Consider the following 18,816-nt stretch of genomic DNA (forward strand, 5'->3'; position numbering starts at 1 on the left):
GCTCACCTTAAACCCCTGAGGGTTCTGGCCAGTCAGTCCAGCTGGTAGTGGCAGATCAGGAACGCCCGTGCGAGCCGGACATCCGGGAACCTGAACACTCCCAGTTCCTCGTCCACGCGGCTCCGGTGCGGCAGCCGCAGCGAGACGTCCAGGACGCCGTGGAACAGCGCCGGCCACTCGGCGCTCGCCACGCAGTGGAGGTCACGCCCGGCGCAGCGGCACACCTCCCCGCCCTCATGCCGGCGTTCGTGCTCCGCGACGAACCGGACAGGCAGCTCACCCCGGTCGCTCGGGTGCTCCAGCTCCGCGAACAGTTCCAGCCGGGTGACCCGCGGCTCACGGCGGCCAGGCAGGAACGGGAAGTGCTCGCGGCCGAGCTTCAGCGGCAGCAGGTGCTTTCCGCCGGGCGCTTGGTCGATGAGCCGGTACCAGTCGTCCGGGAAGTCGTGGCGGATATCGAACAGCCGTGCTCCGGCACCGGGCAGGTGCCGTTGAGCGCAGTCGTTCGCCGCCTCGCGCAGGACGTCGCCTCCCTCCCGCGCGGTGTAGTTGAGATGCAGGACGACGTCGCCGAGGGTGTCGAAGTCGAACCGGTTGTTGTCCGGCGGCAGCTCGATCCGCCACCGGCTGACCGCGCCGGCGAACTCGAAGGGCAAGTACCGTTCGTCCCGGAAGTTCAGCTCGAACAGCCCGGAATCGTTCTGCCCGCTCGACGTCGCGATGGCCTCGGTGGCGGCGAACCCGTGCACCAGCCGGGGGTCACCGGGGATCGGCCGGTAGCCCGCACCGCACCGGCACCCGTCCTCTCCTGCCCCGCAGCAGCACGCCACCGGGCCGCTCAGCCGCGGGTCGACGCGGGTGGTGCTGCTGAGCAAGGTGAGGCGGCAGTGAACGCCGATGTACGGGCCGACCACGCAGGGGATGCTGAGCGTGACGTTCTTGATCCGGCGCAGATAGTGGCCGGGGTAGTCGAGGTCGAACATCCATTCCGGGATCTCGATCTCGGCCGACCCGGTGGTCTGGATGCGCAGGAACGCCGCCGGGAAGTCCAGCCGCAGCGAGACGTGTTTGGTCAGCTCGTACTCGCGGCAGTTGACGTCGGTGTAGGCCAGCTCCATCTGCCGCAGGGCCACCTGGAGCCGCTCCCCCGCCAGCAGGTCCTCGTGCAGGGTGTCCCAGGTGCGCTCGGGAAGGAACTTCCTGGTGAGGTGGCCACGCTCGTTGTTGAAGGCGCGTTGTGCCTGTCGTCCGGCGCGCCATGCCAGCTCGTACAGTTCCCGGTGCAGTGCCGCGGTCTCGGCCTGAAGGTAGGTGTAGAGCTCACCGCTGGTGAACTTGTCGCGCAGGAAGTCCTGCACCTCCGCTGAATGCTCGACCTGACGTCGATGGCTGTTGAGGTCCCGGAGCGCCGCGTCGCGACGCCGTTCGGCGGCCAGGATCTGGCGTTCGATCTGGTCGATCTCGATGGTGATGACGTCGACCTGGTGCTGCCACTCCTCCAGCCGCCGCTGCCAGCCCGCCTCGGTGAGGTTCAAGCCCGCGGTGGTGTTGGCGATATCGGCGAGCGCGTTCATGATCCGCGCGGCGGTGGCGAAGGTGGCGTTCGCGAGTTTGGTGCCGATCGGCAGCTGGTTGGCTTCCAGCGGCCCGAGCCCGGCGACGCCGATGTGGATGTCCGGGATCAGCCCGATGCCCTGCGCGATGGCCTCCGACACGTTGCCCGCGGTGCGCGAGATCGTCGATACGCCGGTCAGCGCCTCATACCCGGTCTCTCCCGCGTTCAGCCCCCGCACGATGAGTTGCTGGAAGTACCGCAGGCGGGTCAGTGCGCCTTCCTTGGTCTTGCCCAGCGCCTGGACCTGCCACTCCGCCTCCCGCCACTGGAACTGGCGGGTCTGCGAAGCCAGCTCCAGCAGTTGACGCTCGTGGCCGGAGCGCAGGGTGGCGAGTGCTTCGGCGTCGCCCTTTTCGTACGCCGACAGCAGTTCGGCGCCGAGGCCGCGGACCTCGCTCGCCAGCTCGATGGCCTTGCCGATCAGGTAGGTGAACCGATACGGCGTGGCACAGCACAGGCATTCGCGGTCGCCGTCACAGTCCCCGTCACCGACGCCCGGGGTCTCCCGCCAGCCGTCCCGAAGCGCGTCCTCACCCCAGAACTCGTTGTCCGACAACTGTTTCCGGCTACGCAGCCGCTTGCCGTCGAGCGCGTACCGCACGGCGGCGAGCCGGTCCGCTGACCTTTCGTACAGCGAGACCAGCCTCGGGTTGAGGGGCGCGGGCGACGGGACGAAGGACGCGACCCGCTGCGGGGCGCCGCCGTCGTCGTGCTCCTCCACCAGCCGCGGACCCGCGCCGAGCAGACGGCGCAGCGACTCGAACACCACGGCCGCCTGCCTGCTCGCCTCCGCCGAGTTACGGCACAGCAACGTTTCTCCCCACTTGAGGAGGGTTTCGAGGTAGGAGAGCAGGATCGCGCGGTCGCGTGCCCGGCCGTCGTCCTCGTCCGGTGTCCAGGCGTTGTCGCGCACCAACGGCGCGTACGCCAGCTCGTACCACCGCAACGCCGCTTCGAACCCGCCGTGCGTGCGCAGCGTGGCCGCCACGGTCGACGCCACGGAGTGCATCGACGGCGGGAGAAGCCGGGCGCCGGGCGAGACGTACGCGAAGAACGGGTACGCCGCGAGACCGAAGTGCGGTGCCGGGGTGGACGTCGGTTTCGCCACCAGCGGCAGGACGACCGCGGAGTCCGCCGCCAGGTCGTAACGGAACCCGGGAAGTGGCGCGTCCGGGTACTCGCCATAGCCGACCGGCTTGACACCGACGTTCCGCGTACCGGTGAGGTCGGTGACCTCGAACCGCAGCGAGTCGCCGGTGCGGCCGTCGAACTTCAGCCGGAGTGACCCGTCGGTGGGGTCGCCGACGACGAACAGCCCTTCCGGCGAACGTCGCGGTGGCTCGAACTCGCCGTGGTGGTAGCGGGACCAGTACAGGTGCACCAGCGGTTCCGGCTCCCAGTTCAGCAGACCGGGCACCTTGTCCTGGCGATGCCAATCCGAGGTCTGCTCGTCGGTCCGGCTCCGGTCGGCGGCCACGACGATCCCGGCGTCCGCGTTCTGCACGGCGCCCGTGTCGGCGAAGAAGCCGGAACCGGCGATCCAGAAGTAGTACTCGTCGACCTCCGGCGGGGTGTCGGGGGTACCGAGGTCCGCACGCGGCTCGAACCGGGCCGCCGCCGCGGGCAGTCCCGCGGCGGCGAGCCGGACGAACCCCGAGCCCAGCCCTTCGGCGGCGCGCAGCCACAACGGAAGCCGGGCCGTGACCGTCTCTTGTGCAGTGTCCACTCTCGACACTTTGGTGGTCGCGCGCGCTGCGGACGCCTTCTTGCCGGCGGCAGCGGTCTTGCGTTTGGTGGCCGCCTGGGGAACGTCGTCATCGTCCTGGCCCGCGAGGAGAAACGACACTGGCGCGAGCCAGGACGGCCGTGCACCGTGCTCGGGCGCCCCGAGCAGTCCGAGCCCTTCCGGCGCGGTGCGCTGAAGCCGGATCTGCGCCGGTTCCAGCGCCTGCCGCGCGAGCAGCCCCGGTTGGGCCGGCGGACGGTGAGCGACGGTCTTCGGCCACCACTCGAGCCCACCGGGGACGGGCACGGTCAGCGCGGTCCGGCGCAGCTCGTCCTCCAGGAACCGGAACGCCTCCGAACGCCGGGCCACTCGCAGGTCGTCCCACTCGATCCAGTTCTCCCGGTAGATCTCCCGGCGTCGCGCCGCCGTCCAGGTACGGAACGTGCCGAACCGGTGTTCCCACACGGCGGTGAACCTCGGCGTCACGGCGAACGTGGATTCGAGCCCGAGCCGAGCCCGCTGCACGAACGTCTGCACGGCGGTGGCGGCGTCCTCGATCCGCGTGGCCCGCTGCGCGATTCCACACTGGACGTCCACCAGCAGCAGGTCGGACAGGTCACCGGGCTCGGTGGCGAACCGGACGGCGGCCCACGGCAACGGCACCCGGGACATCCCGCACAGATACGCCAGCAGCGCCTCCCGCGCCCGTTCCCGCAGGCCGTTGTTGAGCTGTTCGAGGTTGTCGTAGCGGCGGGGCTCGCCGCGTTCGAGGTAGCCGTCCTGCACGAACCGGGTCAGGTCAGCGTTGCCGGAACGGGGCGGGGAGACCAGCGGTGGAGCGTCCAGTTCGGCGGACGGATCGTCCGCCGCCCACAACGCGGGACGGGCGAAGGAGATGTCCGCGGGCACGAAATGCCGGCGCAGCCTGCGCACCCAGCTCTCGGCATGCCAGACCCGCACGGCCCAGCGCTCGTCGGCCAGCTCGTCGCTGCCGGGCAGGCCGACCGGGTGGATCGGCGGGGTGCTGTCCGGGTCGAAGTAGTTGAGCACCAGCGGGGCGTGCCGCAGGTCGACGCCGAGGTGCCGCAACAGTTCCGCGGGGTTGTCCGGCTGCTGCTCCAGGACGTCCGCGAACAGCAGCCATGGCGGCCGCTCCAGCGCCCGTTCGGTCTCCGCCCGCAGACGGGTGTAATCGAAGACGCGTTCCCACCAGTCGAACAGCGCAGCCTGACGCCGGGGGCTCGGCGCGGACCGCTGGTCGGCAGGCGCCGACTCACGCGGGTGGAGTGTCTCCGGCGGGTAGGGATCCGACACCGGCAGCAGGTTCGGGGCGAACCACGCGTGGTGCGTCGCGAACGACGTCGCGCCTGTCCGGTAGTGAGAGGTGCCCTCGAACGCCTTCGGGTGATCGAGGAGGAAGCCGAGCTCGGACTGCCGGTACCCGGCGACCGGATGCGCGGACAGGCGGAACCGCTCGGTGAACAGCAGTGCCTTGAACGCCCGCTGGTAGGTGCGCCGCATGTCACGAAGGGTGGGCGGGTAGTGCTCGACGAGGTAGGCGGCGGCTTCTTCCTCACCGCCGATGGCCAGGTCGGCGGCGGTGGTCGGGTGACGTCGTACGATGCCGGCCCCGAGACTCGCGTCCTTGGTGTCGCGGAAGAGCCGGTCGAACGGCAGGGCCACGGGCTCGCCGCCGCTGTCCGGCCCGGAGTACTTCAACTCGAAGCCGGTACGGGCGGCGCAGTCGTCCTCGGGGCGCGAGAAGTCCGGCTCGGTCTGTTCGAACTCCACGGTGATGCGGTAGGCGCCGCGACGCAGCGACACCGGTACGGAGTGGTCCGCCGGTGCGTGCTCGCCGGGCCGTCGGTGGTTGAGGATCGTCCACGTCTTCTGTCCACGGCCCAGGGTGACCCGCCAGCGGTTGTGCCGGGCGTCGCAGTCGGACGGCAGAGCCGCGTGGAAGCGGTACTCGCCGCGTTCCTCGATCAGCAACACCCCGGACCAGGTCACGGTGAACGGCTGCGCGCCGCCGAGCGGATCACCCGTGCTGTCGCGCAGCGCGAACCCGTTGCGGATGCCGACGAACCGCAGCTGCTCAGGCGTCAGCTCGAAGTCCAGCGCGGGCAGCACGGTCGGCACCGGCGCGTTGAGGGAGTCACGGACACCTCCGAACGCGCTGAGCGGACCACGGGTCTCCCGCCACACCAGTTCGCCGTCTCCCCCATCGGAACCGCGGACCTCGAACTCGCCGAGCAGTCCAGTACCGGTGAGCCCGAGCAGCGCGGCGAACGCCCCGCCGCTCGGCAACGGACCCCAACGGGTCGCGGGTGGCTCACCGGAGTCGTCCTCCCACGGTGTGAGCGCGAAGTTCTCGTCCGCGAGCAGCGTCCGAAGCAGCCGCCACGCGGCCGCGCTGTCCTGTTCGCCGGGCTGCGCCCCGGTCGCCGCGCCGACGTGGGACGCCAGGTGCGCGGCGATGACCCCGCAGCGACGGTGGAACAACGCGAACTCGCGCCGGAAGAAGGCGAACCGCTCGTGCTCGTCCGGCTCCTGGACCAACCGGTCGACGGCGTGGTCGAAGTTCCCGAACAACGCCGCGAAGGGCGCCAAGGCCGCGCGGGGTGAGAAGTACAGGTCACGGACCGCGGTCTGCTCGTGTTCACGCAGCGGCCGCAACTCGCCCAGCCGCTCGATCACCGCCGAATCGGTCAGGGGAAGGCGAGTCCAGAGCTCCTCGGTGCTCTCGTCGTAGCCGAACGGCCCGTCCGGTGGCGCGATCCACATCCGAGGCGAGGTGTCGGCCGCGGGCAGCGAGACGCGGTATTGGCGGTCGCGCGGTTCCACCGACTGACCGCACCGGCGCAGTTCGGCGGCGAAGAAGTGCTTGCCGAGGTCGAGCAGCCGGTCGGTGGAGCCGTCCTGGCCGTAGCCGAACTGTTCACGAAGCGACGCGACGATCCGTTGCCAGCTCCAGCTTTCGGCCTCCTGCTCACTGACCTCGACGGCCAGCAGCGCGCGGCGCAGGGCCCAGAGCGAGAACTCGCCGTCGCCGTCGGTCTGTCCGGCTTCGGGCAGCGACAGCGGGTCGTCCACCGACTCGATGCGGTCTTCCAGGGGAAACGGATCGTCGCCGTCGAGGTGCTCCCCCGTGGTGAACAGGAACAGGATCTCGCCGACCGAGAAGTCCGAAGCGTAAACCTTTCCCAGGATCTCGACGAACCGCAGCGTATGCGTCGGACGCGCGGACCACGTGTCGTCCGGCGAGGCGGGGTCGAATCCGGCCAGCACCGAAAGCCGGTCGAGGTTCTCGGCGATCACCTTCAGGAACTCCGGTTCCCTGTGGCGACAGTGGAACCGTTGCTCTGCGTGGTCCTCGACGGCGTCGAGCAGGAACGTGACGGCGGCAGCACGTTCCACCGGATCGGCGGACTCCCACAGCGACAGCAGCGGAAGACGTCCGGCGAACCGGAGCCGCAAGTCCCGCACCAGCAGCAGCACCGCGACGAGCTGGCGGAGAAAGTCCGGGTTCACGTGCGCGGCGGCGTCGAACAGGCGCAGGACGGCGGCGTAGTCGGCCAGCTGGGCGAAGGTGATCCCGTGGTCACGGGCGTGCCGCCACAGCCGGATGAACACGACGAGCTCGCGCAGTGCGGTCGCCGTGTTCTGTTCGCCGAAGGAGATGCGGAGATCGTCGAGGTCGCACGGCTCGCATTCGGGGAAGCCGCCGTGACCTCCTTCGTCTTCGCCGCCGGTGCGGCCGTTCGAGCGGGCGCGCGTGAAGTCGACGAATCCGGACTGCTGGAGGTCGAGGAACTCGCAGTACGACAGCCCGGTCCGGCGAAGGAATTCGCCGACGCGGGTCACCACGACCGTCCACGATCGACGGTCCACTGTGGCCGAGGTGAACCCGTACACCTCGTGCAGTGCGGGCCTTCCCTCGGCCGCTTTCTCGCCGAGGTCGTGCGCGAACAGTACGTCGTACTCCTCGGCCGAGACACCGAGGTACTCGAGGGCGACGTCGAAGCGGACGGGGTAACGCCAGACGGTGGCGTCGAACCCTGCCGGTTCGTGCACCGGGTCCAGCACGAACTCGGTGATCTTGCGGCGGAAGTGCCGCATCGCCGAGAAACGGCTGGTCCGCAGCTCCCCGAGGTACGAGCGATTCACGTCCAGTGGCTGATCGTAGGGCAGGATCGGCGCGGTGAAGTCCTTGCGCAGTGCGGTATACGCGCCCACTCCGGCGGCAGGGACGTCGACGGACGCCGGCGAGGAGTGCTGCGGGATCGCGGCGAACAACGTGGCCGGGTCGTGCCCGTCCGGAGCACCTGCCCGGCGCAGCGAGTGCCCGGCGAGCTCGTCGGACGCCGTGTCGTGCACCGCGCCGCCCGCGACCGGGTCACCCTTCGCCACCGCGGCGGTCAGTACTTCGAGGCTTTCGTTGACCAGATCCAGCGCGGGAAGCGGCGTTTCGGTGTTGGCGTGCGTCGCGTGGAGTTCACCGAGGGAGCCACGCCGCGAGGCGACGAGCGTGCCCAGCGGTGAGGGGGCGTCGGGCACCGTCGGATGGCTGGGCGTGGAGGCGGCGGAGGCGAGCAGCAGTTCGTGCAGGTACGCGACCGGCCCGAACGGCGAGAGGTGCGACGGCGGGAGGCAATCAGTGAGCGAGCCATCGGGGTCGACCGGGCGGAAGGTCCCCGGCTCGACCGGGTCGGGCGCGGTGGAGCCGCCTGCCACCGTCTGGATGGCCGAGGCGAGCGGGTAGGCGACGGTGCCGGTCAGGGCCGCGGCGAAGTCGTCCGGGGTCGGTGCTTGGACACTCGCCTTACTGACGAAACCTCTCGCGTACAAGGCCTCCATCACGGAGAAGCGCAGCTCGGGGTCCGCGGGTGCGCTCAGTTCGTAGAGCACCTGGATGAGGTCGAGCGTCTCGGTCAGCCACGCCTGAGCGTCCGCGTCGTCCGGGAAGGTGTCCACGACGGCCGCCGCCGACGCGGCCGTGTCGCGAGGGCCGGTGAAGGAGAACGCGCCACCTCCGTGTGCGGCGTAGGCGCTCGCGAATCGCGCGAAGACATCCACAGTGGACACTCCGAGCGAGGGCGGCCCGGACGGCGCCGTGTCCGCGGCGGGGACTATTCCCGGTGGCACGGTGAAGAACTTGCGCAGGTGCCGGATGAACGCCTCGACCCGTTGCGCGGGTGTGCCCGGCTGCGTGAACGGTGGCAGCAGCTCAAGTTTCGGCACGGGCAGGCCGAACAGCGCACGCCAGTCCTGGTCGGTCAGCTTGACCAGCTTGTCCACCGAGGTGATCTGCCTGGCGGGCGTGGTGATCTCGGTGATCAGCGGGGCGAAGCTCTGCGTGACCACCTGGAGGACGAGGTCGAGGTACGCCTGGGCTTGGGCCTGGATCTCTGGCTTCCAGAACTTCTGGTCCAGCTCGGGAGTGGCGAGGGTACTCCCGAGCCAGTCGGTCACCAGCACCTTGAACGCCGAGGTCTGCTGGTTGAAGGCGACCTCGGGCAGCGAACCGGCGATGGTGCCGAGCGCGTGCAACCGCCGGGCCGCCTGCGCGGGGGTCACGGTCGCACCGGACGGCGAGGTCGCCGGTTTCTCGGCGGCGAGGACCGAACCCGCGTCGATCGCGGTTTGGAGCTCCTGCAGCACCTTCGGCTCGGTGTCGAACCGCGCCATGTCGTACCGCTGCCCGATGCCGACCTGGACCGGAAGTGCCACCGCCAGCGCGTAGAAATAGGCGGCGGGGACGACGAACAGGCCGGTGATGGTCGGCGTGGCGGGCCTGAGGATGACGGCCGTGTCCAGCGGAGCGGCGTCGCCCGCGATGACGGGGAACGGGAAGACCGCCAGCGGCGCGCCCACCAGATCCTGCCCGGACGGCCCGCCCTTCACCACCGTGCCCCCGGCACTGAGCCGCTCACATTGGACCGCGGCCGAAGCCGAGTAGACGAATTTCGCCAGCCGCGCCGCTTCGGCGTCGTGCGTCGCGTGGTAGCCGGTCAGCTGCCCCTCGAACTTCTTCCTGTCACTGTCGATATTCTGGTCGAGGTCCTTGTCGTCCGGCTTGGTGTAGAGCACTCCGAGCGGGCGAGGTTCGGCAGGCGGCGGGTAGACGGCCCGGTCCCAGACCAGTTCCGAGGCGATCTGAAGGCTTTGCGCGGCGGTGAGCTGGCCCCGATCGGCGAGCTTGCGGCCGTCGGCAGGATCCTTGGCGAGTACCTCGTCCACCGCGGTGATCAACGGCCCGAACGGCGGGGCGGTCCCGTCCTGGGGAACCTCCACTCGGGACTTGCCCTGGTTCGTCGGCAACGTCGCGTAGGCCGACGCCGCCATGGCGAGATAGTCGCGCTGGTCGTTCGACAGAGCCGCGATGGTGACCACAGCGATGTTGAAGTCGATCGTACGGTCGATGATCGGCGTGCCGTCGCGGCTCAACTCCAGCCGGAGGTCGTAGGTGTTCGCCCGCGGATACTCCGGATGCGGAGACGGCGGATTCACCACGATCACCGCGGTCGCGGCCGACAGCAGCGACCGGATCACGGTGTGCGGCGTGATGGTGACGGTGGTGTCCGCGTAATGCTGGACGATCTGTGTGGTGGTGAGATCGACGCTGTTGTCGACCGGGTTCAGTCCGCCGGGTGGGATGTGCGGATCCGCCAGCCCCTTCGCCGTCCCGAGCGGCACGCCGGTCGTGCTGTCGCCGAAGGTCAGGTCGAAGGCGGTGACGGTGAGCCCGCTCAGCGCCTGCCTGAACGCCGACGCCGTCACCGGCTGCGTCGGATGGAGTTTGACGATGATCAGGTCAGGCATGGTTCGGACTCCCCATCGCGTCGAGCTTCGATCTATACTTCAGGATTTTGCAGGCCAGTGCTCGAAAAATTCTATGTGCGACGTCACGGCAATTGTTCCCTGCTTTCAAGCCATGGGCCGAGACGCGGGTACCGAGTTGCCAGCTCGTCGTTCCAAACTCTGGCGAGAAGCCCCAATGCGGTTTTCGCGGCCCGCAGTTCCTCCAGTTTTTCTGATGGCAGTTCATTCCAGCCACCTCTTGTCGACCCGAGTACTTCATCAAGCGGAATCGTCAAGAAATTGGAACACCAGCGCGCGATAAATTCGGGATCCAATAAGGTGCCTGCACCCCCTCGACCGATCGACTTGATCAGCCCTGACCGGAGCGACATGGCGCGCACAGTGTAACGGCCCTTCGCTCCCTCGTGGTGTTCCGCGGCAAGCGACTCGTAGAGCTTCAGTGCGATACGGCCCCAAGTCACGTCGGGAACGTCGAGGGCTCGGCGAGCTGCGGTAAATGCCAGGACTTCCCAATTGAAATCTTGGCCATGCACTGGGGCGGCGGCTTGTACAGTGTCCAGCCAGCTCTCCACCCGCTCTGCGGGCCAGCTGGTGATCTGGTTCAGAAGATCGGCGTTGTATTGACTGCTCATCAGAACTTGATCCCGTACTTCTCGAAAGCTTTGCGGCCGATCTCGACAACGTTCTGGTTCGTCTCCGCCGAGTTGCCGAACATGTAATGGCCGCTGTGTGGGGTGATTTTCACGCCTTGCCTGAGACTGCCGGAAACAGCGACGTCTGCTTCGCCAGCAGCTATTACCGGCTTGCCTCCGGCGGCCACGCTGTGGGCGATCTCCTGCCCTCGCCATTCTGCGGGGACGACCAGCAATTCTCCATTCTCGGTCACGACCCATTTGATCTTGCCTTCATTGGCGTAACGGGTGAACTTGGGGTCAGTCACCTTGACGGGAGCGACACCGACCCGGCGCGCACTGGCCAGTTCTTCACCCAGATGATTCGGAAGCTGGTTGGGGAATGTCCTGGGCTTGGGCGAAGTTTCTGTCGGTGTTCCACCTGAGGACGTGGAGGGAGCCTCGCCCGCCGGTGGCGGCTCGCTCTTGTTACCGTTGTTTGCCGCCATCATCACATGAGTGCCGACGGAGACCTGACGGGCGCCGTTGACCACTTCATTAGTGCGGCTGACGGCGGTGGCCGTCGTGGCGAGCCGGGGCCCCGCCGTCGCCAGTTGCGCCGCCGCCCGTGGTCCCCCCGTGACAGGGCCGGTCGGGGTGACGAAGCCGAGTCCGACGTCCACTCCGGTGGCGAACCGGTCGGCGTTCTCCCGGGATGCGCCGACTTCTTGCGCACCGGCGGAAACCACTTGCTCGATCGGACTCCGTTCCTGACGACCGGAGACGATCTGACTTAAGCCTGCGACCATGTCCGAATAGCCATGCACGATCGCCACTCCGCCCACGACTTGCGCTGCGACTGGCACTTCGACCTGCACGAAGACCGCCACACCCACGACCGCCTGAGCAGCGCCACCCACGACCCTTACCGCTCCCCAAAGCCGGTTGCTCCAGGAACTTTCTTCCTTGCCGTCGGGGTCGTAGAAGCCGACGGGGTTGTCCAGAACATAGTGGTATGGGTTCTTCTGCCCAACCGGATCGATTGCCGTCCAACGACCGAGCCAAGGCATGTAGTACCGGGCACCGTGGTAGTACAGCCCGGTCTCCGAGTCCCGCTCCTTGCCCGTGTACCGGTACCGCTTCGGCGCCTCGGTGGCCGACCGGACCGCCTGGTACGCCGTACTTCCGTACGGGTGGTACTCCTCGTACGAGATCACGCGACCGACATCGTCGAGTTCCAGCACAGCAGAGCCGAGGTGATTGGCGAGCTGGTAGCGGAGCAGGGTTTCCGCGCCCTCGTCGGTGCCGACCGTCCGGGTCTCGACAAGCGCGACGCGCTGTTTGTCGTCGAGGATGTGCAGGGTTTCGCGCTCCAGGCTCACCTGACCGTCCGCGCCGTACTCGCGGTAGACCTCGAACGAGCCGAGATAGATCCGTTCGGCCTTCCGCCTCGGCGTCTCCCCGCCCAGCTCGGTGACCTTGCGGACGCGCTGCCCGGTCGCGTCGTACACGTAGTAAGTCGTCTCCGGCGTCCCGTTCCCGAGCGCCTGCCGGGAGGTCGCCTGAAGCCGGTCCTGCGGGTCCCAGCGCATCGACGGCAGCTCGGGCATCGCGGTGATGTTGCCCTGCTCGTCGTAGCCGAACGCCTGCGGCGTGGTGACTTCGGTCTCGGAGGCCGTGTGGCTCAGCCGATTGCTGACCCGTCCGGGCTCCAGCAGGCTCGGTTCCGCGTAGGTGTAGTCCCGCGTCCAGCCCGCGTCACCTGCCCGATGCGCCATCCGCAGGATGTTGCCGACGGCGTCGTACACGTACCGCTGGACATAGCGGGCCATCGCCGCGCCGTCGCCAGGGTGACTCAGACCGGCCCGGGGTGCGTCGGCGGAATCCGGCGTGGTCTGCCCGAGATGTTCCCTGCCTGTCGCCGAAATCAGGTGATACACCGCGTCGTAGGTGTAGGACGCGCTGGGATCGACGACCCGGTTGCGGAAGAACACCGTCTGCTGCGCGTCGTCCCGCAAACCGGTGACATTGCCGACAGGGTCGAAGGTGTAGGTCAGGTCCTGCAACCGTTCCGCGCCTCGACGCGTCCGCAGCCGGGTCATCCGGAAGGTCAGCGGGTCGTACTCGTACCTCGTTTTCGCGCCGTTCCCGAGTTCGACGGCGAGACGCTGTCCGCGGGCGTTGTAGTCGAGGTTCGTCACGAAGGTCGTGACCTCGCCGGAGTCCCGCAGCTCGGCGTCGAGCCGTTCGAGCAGCGACGCCTCGTTGTAGCTCGGGCGGACCACACTGCCGTCGGGGGTGGTCACGCTCGTCGGGCGGTTCAGCGCGTCGTACCGCGTGTGCCCGGAGTAGACCTGGTCCTCCAGCGGGACCTGCCCGTTCCAGTCCGGCAGCTCACGATACCCAGCGGCCAGTTGCCTCCCCACGTCGACGAGGTTGCCCTTGAAGTCATACGCCTCGTGCGTGCTGACACCGGCATCGTCGAACTGCCGGACGACCTGACCCCGCAGGTTCTTCGCCTCCGCGTCCGGTCGTCCTTCGCCGTATTCGGTGCGCTGGTGCAGTAGTTCACCCGCGAGACCGGGTCCGCTCAGGTAGGACCGCACGGGCCGCCGCAGCGGGTCGTACTCGGTACGGAAGCGGAAACCGCGGGAATTCCAGCTGTACCGGGGCTTGCCCAGCACGTCGAGCAACAGCGGGCCGCCGCCGGTGTCCATTCCGGACCGCAGCACTCGGCTGCCGAGCATGTCGTGGCCGTACCGCATCACGACCCTGCCGAGCGCGTCACGGACCTCGCGTTCGTTGCCCTCGATGTCCAGCCGGGTGCGGGTCGCGTACAGCTCCTCGACAGGCGAGCCGCCACGGAGGAATTTGTTGTGCTCCACGGACAGGAAGGTCCGCCCGAGGGTGTCGAACGAGACACGGACAGGAGTCGACGCGTGGATCGCGGCCTGCTCGGCGGCGTGCTGTTCCGCCGGGCCGAGGTCGCCGTCGACGCGGCGGGCATACCACGTGGTCCAGCCGCCGATGCCGGCCAGATAGCTTCGGACGTATCCAGCGGTGTCCTGGTCCTCGCCGGGATGCTGGAGCACGGTGTCGTTGCCGTCCCAGGTTTCCTGGTGCCACGGCCCGAAAAGCGTCTTGAGGTATGTCGAGTCCGGTTGCAACGTGACGATGACGCGATCCATCGGGTCGTAGAACAGCACCGAGCTGACCCCGGCGATCTTCGCGAACTCGAACCGTGGCGTCGCGGTGAAGAACGGTTCGTAGGTCCGGACGGGCTTGCCCTTGTTGTTGAAGATCGTCCAGCCGCTGCCGACCCAGCGCGCCGCGCCATCCGGCCCGGGTTCGGCCTGCGCCTTCTGCTGGATATCCCGGCCGAAACCGTCCGAAAAGGACAGATGGTGCCGGATGCGGGTGCGCTCGCCGGACTCCAGGTCGCTGAGGTGTGTCTCGCGCGCGAGAGTGGCGGTCGGACACGGAGTGGGCTCGGGAGTGCGCCAGAACGCCAGCTCGTCGTAGATCACGCGGGTGCTCGCGCCGCCCAAGAGGGCGCCCGGATCATCGAGCGGATCGGCGAAGTACCGGTCGATCTCGGTCTGGTCCAGATCCGCCCGGAAGCCGTCGAGCGAGTCCCCCAGCTGTTCCTCCCGCTTGCCCATCACCGCCGTACCGGCGACCCGGCCGTGCGCGTCGTGGGCGACTTCGGCCCGGTTCCGGTTGGCGTCGGTGACCAGCCGTGGCTGGAGGACTCGGTAGTCGTTGCCGTTGTCGAGAAGCCGCCCGTCCGTGTCCCGCTCTCCGACGGTCGTCACATTGCCGACAGCGTCCGTGCTGCCCGTGACGAGCAGGTCGTACCGGTCGTAAGCCACCGTCGTGACACCGCCGAAGGGGTCGCGGAACCGGTGCGGCAGGAAGAAATGCCGTCGCGCGAACTCCAGCTCCGCCACCGGGCCGTCACCAGGGTCCGGCGAGTAGTGGACCCGGCCGGACGGGATCCACCAGCCGCCGTCGATCAGCACGTAACCGGCGTCCACCAGAACCTTCGCGTCGACGCGGTCCCCGTACAGCTGGGTCACGAGCCCGGTGGTGAACGCCTGTCGGTAGCTCTCGAAGGGCAGCGCCAGGGTCTCGAGCACGCCCAACGGGAGCGGGCCGGTCAGATCGTCGCGCCGGAACAGCGTGCGGTCGTGCTCGATCAACCGCCTGCTGGCCGGACCGGGTTCGGGATCCTGATCCTCATAAGGCAGTTCGACGCGGATCTCGTCCAGCCCGGCGCACAGCTCGCCGAAAGAGAACAAGGCTTTCGCGGGCGAGACCCCGAGCACCTCGAAGGCCCTGGTCTCACAGCGCAGCGGGAGGCGGTGGTCGTCGGGACCGTCGACCACACTGGTGAACTCGTTCTCGGTGACGACCACCCGCAGCCGCCGCTGCTCGTCCTGCTCTGCCGGGGCGAGCGTCCCATCGGGTTCGCGGCGGCCGTAGGCGATGGCGGCGGAGCGCAGGACGTTGCCGAAGGCGTCGACGTCGAGCACCAGTTCGTGCCCGACACGCGGGTCGGCCTGCCGTTCATAGCGCGCGGTCAGCGTTTCCCTCGGCGTGGCGAGGAAGACCGCGTGCCGCATACCGTCGTTGTCCGGCGTCCGCTGCAAGGCGTGCTGGAGCAGCACGACAGCGTAGTTGTGCTCGGTGACCAGGTACGGCTTGTCTTCCGCGTCGCTGCCGTCGAGGGCGTAGACCTCTTGACGCAGCGGCATCCCCTTTAGCGCGCGGTGGGCCTGGCGCGCCTCGTCCGAGGTGAGGCCTGCCGGTATGACCGAGTCGGGCAGCGGGAGGTCGTCGGGGAAGTATTCGTGCGCGAACTGCCGGGAGATGCGGTGTTCGTCGAGGAACGCCCCGGTGTGGAACCACGTCCGGGTCAGCACCGGCGGAACGTGCGACTCGGCGCCGAGGTTCGCCGCGTCGGGCAGCAGGTCGCCGTGCCCCAGCACCGCGAGCTGCTCCGTGTCACGTTGCTCGACCATGCCGAACCCGCGGAACTCCCGCTCCACACCGTCGAAGTGACCGTGGTGGTAGGCGTAGACGGTGGTGAACCGGTTGCGGCCGACGAGGTCCACCGTGTCGACGCGCTCGACGACCTGAACCGGGAACGGCAGCCGCGTCACCCACGGCCGCCCGGCCGCCTGGTCCGCCGCGGAGAACCGCGTCGACGGCGCGTACGCGACATGCGTCTCCGCGCCCATGTTGTTGCGCGCGGAAACCAGCAGGTGCGGTTTGACGCCGCCCATGAGGTCGAGGAACTTCAGCGGCAGGCCGGCGTCTCCTGGCAGCGGGGACGACCATACGAGACACGCCGTTCCGGTACCGAGCAGGTCCACGACGCTGACCTGCGTCGCGTTGTCGACCCGCGGGAACGAGACGCCGAGGTCGCGCGGCGCGCTCCAGCTGTTGCCCGACTGGTTCCGGTAGAGCCGCGTGCCACGTGGATGTAGATAGATCAGGTCGGTCGTGCCGGAGCCGTCGACGTCGGCGAGCCGCAGCCGCGCCGGGTCGAACTGGGCCGTGTCGTCAAGCCAGGGCGCGTCGTCCATCGCGACCTTGGCGCCGAACCGGCCGTAGCCGAGGTTGGGCCAGTAACAGATCTCGCCGTTGCGGACACGGACGAGGTCGGTCAGTCCGTCACCCGACATGTCCGCGAGGTGGATCGACTGGGTCTCCTCGGCGAAGACCAGTCGCGGTCCGGCTTCCTCGTCGTCGGGAAAGAACGTCCGCCCGGCGAGATCGAAACCGTCCTCGCCGAGCGAGCGGTACCAGGTGAACGTCTGTTCGCCGGTGATCAGCACGTCCGCGTGCCCGTCGCCGCTGAGATCGACGAACCGCAGGTTGGCGTCGTTCCAGTCGAGCTCGGGGCGCGCGGCGAAGGCCCGGAACAGCCCCCAGCCGTGGTCGTCGGTGCGTTCGGTGAACCCGGGTATGCGCCCGCCGAACTCGACCACGTCGAGGCTGCCGTCCCCGGCGAGGTCGAGCAACTGCTGGCGCCCGCCGTTGAGCGCTGCCTGCGTCGGCCGCCGCGTCGTCTGGAGCGGGCCGAACCGGCCGTCACCGAGATTGGGCTTGTAGAACCAGACACCGGCCTGCTCGGTGAGGACTCCGGAACGACCTTCACCGTCGAGATCGACCCAGCGGTACGCGGGTTCACCGAGTCCGACCGGCAGGTTGGCGAGCGTGTCGCGGTCCAGCGAGCGGACGCGGGTGTCGATCACCGCTTCGCTGTAGTCCAGCTCCAACGGCGGCAGCGACCGTTTGACGTACCCGCCTTCCACGCGCCGGAAGCCGTGCCGGACCACGGAACCCAGGACCGACAGCACCTCTTCGCCGCGGACGACGTCGCCGCGGTACCGCAATTCGGTCGCCCGGACCAGGCAATCCCGCCCGACACCCGGCTCATCCGGGAAGTGATGGAACATCAGCACCCGTCGGCAAAGCCGGTAGTCGCGGACCTCGAACCCGGCGCGATAGCCGGAGAACGGGTCGAGCCGGACCGACCACGGCCGGTCCTCGACGGGTGTCGGGCTATCGGCGTCATGCTCGCCGTAGTCGAACACGACCTCGAAGTGCCAGTCCCCGCCTTGAGTATCGCCGGGCGTCCGGTTGCCGTACCTGATCCGCTTCAGGTACCGCTGGGCCGTCCGGGCGGAGGAGTCACGGTTGCGTTCGTGGCTCGCGCGGACGTCGATCCCGGCCGCGTCCTCGGACTTGTATCCATAGTGGACTTCGTTGCCGAAGGCGTCCTGACTAGCGCAGATCAGCCAGGTGAACACCCGGCGCGGGTCACGCGGATCGGCGACACGGCTCTCGGCGGTACGGCCGTAGAAGGTGGTGACGTCGTCCCGGCTGATCGAACGCCAGTGTGTTTCGCCGGTGTCCACCGCCGTCCACCACTCGATGCGGGCGAACAGACCCTCGATCCGCGGACGGTACCGCCGCACGATGTAGCCGCTGCCGCCCTCGTCTCGGTGGTAGGTCGCGGCCACCCCGCTCGAGGTCAGCTCTGGTACGAGATCTTCCGCGCCGGACAACAGGAACGTGTCTTCGGAGTCCTTTGCGGGCCCCTCACGGTAAGTCGGCAGGCCCTTGTCGGTCTTCCGGGTGACCGAAGGGAGCCCGAGCCGCCAGCCGAGCCCGAACGGTCCGTTACCCGCACCCGAGTCGTAGCTGAGTTCGAGCGCCGGACCGAACCCGTTCCGGCCGGGGCTCGGCTCCAACGGGACGGTCAGCGAGCCGGTGCCGGTGGCCGGGTTGGCGCTGAATTTCTCGCCGATACCGCGGATCGCGCCGCCGCCCTTGGGCACCGAGATCGACGGTGCCGTGGGCACCGCCGTCGCCGCGGTCCCGCTTTCCGCCGGTGATGGTGTCGCGGGCGCGACCGGCATCGGGGTCTGCGGGGATTCCTGCGCCACGGCCGCATCCACCTCCATCGGAGACACGGCACCCTCGGTGTTGGATCGGGAGTCTCCGTGGCAAGAATGGCCGCGACGGTCCGCGGTGTCTCCGACCGAACGCGACGCCGAGCAGGCAGCCCTTCATTCGCCCGCCCAGACGGCGTCAACTGCCCTTTCGAGCAGTGACACCGCACTCGCGTGCTTGAAGAAGGACTCCTTGAGGGGCTCGCATTTGCTTACCCACTGGCGTGGAGCTTGGACGGGTTGCCGGTGCGGTCCGAGTGGGGAAGATTCCGGCCGTTGAGCGTCCGGAATCTTCCCCGCTCGGTCGCCGGTCCACGCCGGTCGTGATCAAGAGGTGAGACCGGGCGACGATGCCCGCGGAACCACCCTCGTCCAGGTCAGGCGTAGGTACACAAATGCGGGCTCTTCTTGAGGGACTCAGAGTCCCTCAAAGTTCGCCTCACCCGTTGCGGACGGCCTTCACACGCTCCCCAAGTACATGAAGGACCCCGTCCTGTACCTAGGCGCAAGGAAGGGGGCCATCATGTACTTCGCCGCGAGCCAGGGCCGCAGGCCACGAGCAGGTACCTGAGAAAG

At 68.5% G+C, this 18,816-nt stretch carries 3 protein-coding genes; all 3 read right to left on the reverse strand.

What is annotated here, in order from left to right; genetic code table 11:
* Nucleotides 1-32 precede the first annotated feature (32 nt).
* A complete protein-coding gene (locus ACZ5ZX_RS12675; RefSeq protein ID WP_465502130.1) occupies nt 33-10,163 on the reverse strand; it encodes a Tc toxin subunit A-related protein in 10,131 nt (3,376 codons plus the stop codon).
* A gap of 83 nt (nt 10,164-10,246) precedes the next feature.
* The gene (locus ACZ5ZX_RS12680) at nt 10,247-10,795 is read right to left on the reverse strand and encodes a hypothetical protein (protein WP_465502131.1); all 549 of its coding nucleotides are present in this window, start codon (nt 10,793-10,795) and stop codon (nt 10,247-10,249) included.
* Nucleotides 10,795-18,252, reverse strand: coding sequence for a SpvB/TcaC N-terminal domain-containing protein (locus tag ACZ5ZX_RS12685; protein WP_465502132.1), 7,458 nt, complete (start codon nt 18,250-18,252; stop codon nt 10,795-10,797). The genes ACZ5ZX_RS12680 and ACZ5ZX_RS12685 overlap by 1 nt, the downstream gene beginning before the upstream one ends.
* Between the last annotated feature and the right edge of the window lie 564 nt (nt 18,253-18,816).

The sequence above is a fragment of the Amycolatopsis sp. NPDC033938 genome, from assembly GCF_055575975.1.